We start from the raw sequence: 2,788 nt of genomic DNA, 5'->3' as shown, positions 1-2,788 counted from the left end.
TGTGCGATATGGCCCTTGGTGTAGCCGTGGCATGCCGGGCTGAGTTGGTTCCTGCTTTCTTGTTGCCGCCGATTTAACCGATTATTCGAGGTGCCCTTGAGTCTAAGGGCTTAACAATGGGAATTATTGATTCGGTTCCAATTGAGCATTCACTGCGAAAGCCTGTTTCCTATTATGACTATTCAGATACTAGCCTTCGAATGAAAAGTTTTTTTGATACTCGCCCACATCTGACTTACGATCAGTCCTTTCGAATTTACGAGTCATTCTTGGAGTGCACATGAAGTCCAATCCCCCTGCTCCAAAGATCTCGGCTATAATTACTACTTACAATCGTCCTCAGCTCTTTGTCAAAGCGCTTTTGAGTTTAGCCACGCAAACACTCGATTCCAGTGAGTATGAAGTCATCGTAGTCGATGATGGTTCTAGTGAGGAGACAAGACAAGTCGCCGAACGCCTTGCTTGTGTATTCCCCTTTAAGTATGTCTATCAACATCACTCAGGCCTTGCATCCGCCAAGAATCATGGATTATTCCATGCTAAAGCGCCTATCGTCTTATTCCTAGATGATGACGATTTATCTGATAGCAATTTACTGGAGCAGCACCTTCGTGCTCACGTCAAATATCATGATCCAAACATTGCTATTCTTGGCTTTACCAGACTTGCAGCAAACTTAGAATCAGATCCTTTGATGGGCTTTGTAACGGGCAAGGGCGGGCATTTGTTTACATTTAGTTCTATCCCAGAGAATCAACATCTTCAATTTGATCGATTTTGGGGCGGCAGAACATCGTGCAAGCGCAAGTATCTCCTTTCTCATGGAGTTTTCAATCCAGTCTTTAAGTTTGGCTTTGAAGATATTGAACTCGGATATCGACTTAGCCGTCATGGTCTGCATGTGGTATTTTGGAAGCAGGCAGTGAATACTATGATCCGATTAATTGATATCGACGCTTTTCTTCGTAGATGCTACCTTCAAGGCAAGTCAGGCAGTAAGTTTCTATCTTTGTATCCTGAGGACAAATCACTTGCTAAATCGATTGCCTTTTCTGGATTTAATGCTGAGTGGGAATTAATCGAGAATAATCTTGACGATGTAGTCTCGGCTGCTCGTCGTTTGGACGCCATGGTCCGATGTCTACCTACGACAAAGCCTGGATCCTTGGTAGACATGAACTATTATATTAATCTACTTCACTATGCTTATTTCCGCGCTTTTCGAGCTAAGACTATTCATGGCTATATTGACGCTCAAAGTGAGGTCGCCGCTGAGGGGGGCCTCTTCCCAGTCATCCGATGACAATGATACCACCCACTTTGCACACTTCTGCAGCGCAGGAATGGTCTTTGCAGGAGACTACTGCATATCAGACTCTTCAAGATATAGACATATCAGTAGTAGTAACTTTGCATAATTATGCTCAGTATATTGGTGAATGCCTAGATAGCGTAGCCGATTCAATGCTACGGGATTGCTCTCTGAGCATTGAGCTGGTCATTATTGATGATGCCTCTACTGACTGCTCACTGAAGACAGTGGTTAGCTGGCTAGATAATCACGACGACTATAAGGCCCTTCTAATTCGTAGACATTTCAATGGGGGGCTCCCCGAAGCAAGAAATTTGGGAATTCGCATGTCTCGAGGTCAAGCAGTCTTTATTCTAGATGCGGATAATATAATTTCTCCTGGTTGCTTGCCAGAGCTTTTTCGTTGTCTCGTAGACCCAGCACTATCAGCAGTTTACCCACTTATCTCTAAGTATAATTCTCAAACGGGAGAGGCTTTAGGTTTTGTCTCTGACCGACCTTTCGACATTAGTTTGCTGTTACAGTCGAACTACATTGATGCCATGGCAATGTTTAGAAAAACAGCGCTATTCGATGTTGGGATGTATGATCACAATATGATTCACGGCTGGGAAGACTATGATCTATGGCTGTCGTTAGGGCTTGCGGGCCACCAAATTCATGCCTGTCCAAAGCTGCTCGCTAAATATCGAGTTCACGATGATTCCATGGTGAAAAGGCTTACCCCGAAAGTCCTTGAAGTGGCTGAATACTTATTTCTTAAGTATACAGCCAAATTAGCCTCTTATGAATCTACTGATATCTTATTTGGCTGCCCCAAGGCAGACCTTGCAAAGTGACACTCTCGGCTGGCATTCATGGCTGGAGGAAGATCTGGCCGTGCCGAATCGGACGCCGAGGTGGTGATTTTCAGGAGTGCTCGCACCACTTGGCAGCTAATCAGACGGCCTTCGCTGATAGCATCGGACCTGTGAAATCGGGTTCTCTAGCAGGTTTATTGATCCAGGTCACATCCGGTTTGAGGTGGTCTGGCTTTTCTGGACAGGCCCCATCTTTTACCTGTGAGGCGGGACATCGCCCCTGACAAGGGGCTCCCACCCATGAGCAAACGCCCACGCACAGCCCCGAGTTCAAGGCCCTAGCCGAAGGCTTCCGCTTGCGGTAGGTCGCCATGGAGGCGATTTCAGGTCGCAGAACGCTTCAGGAGATCGCCGCTGCCCATGCGGTCCACCCGAGTCCCCATACGTGTGCGGAAAGTACGTGCTTCCTAAAGGGGGAGCCGCAGCACCGAATACCCTGGCCCCCTGGCTCCACCAGAGAAGCGTTGCGCTGCAGGCGATCTGAAATGGCCCCACCCGCTGGGGCGAGGCGTCAACACCCAGGGCTGATTCAAAGTCAGTCACAGGTTGTGAGCATCAACCATCCCCGGCCGCAGAAACCTATAGCGGCTTGACCCTCAGCAATCCAGGCCCCCGT

General features: G+C 47.7%; 2 protein-coding genes. Both read left to right on the top strand.

Annotation, left to right across the window (positions count from 1 at the left end; translation table 11 throughout):
- Positions 1-280 precede the first annotated feature (280 nt).
- A complete protein-coding gene (locus CJZ82_RS17355; RefSeq protein WP_094556980.1) occupies positions 281-1,303 on the top strand; it encodes a glycosyltransferase family 2 protein in 1,023 nt (340 codons plus the stop codon).
- Complete coding sequence (locus CJZ82_RS17350) at positions 1,300-2,151, top strand: glycosyltransferase family 2 protein (RefSeq protein WP_094556979.1); 852 nt, start codon at positions 1,300-1,302, stop codon at positions 2,149-2,151. Before CJZ82_RS17355 ends, CJZ82_RS17350 begins: the two co-directional genes overlap by 4 nt.
- Positions 2,152-2,788: the final 637 nt, after the last annotated feature.

Origin of the sequence: Synechococcus sp. 1G10 (assembly GCF_002252625.1) — a bacterium.
GTDB lineage: Bacteria > Cyanobacteriota > Cyanobacteriia > PCC-6307 > Cyanobiaceae > Regnicoccus_A.
This window is presented reverse-complemented; position numbering and strand designations above follow the sequence as displayed.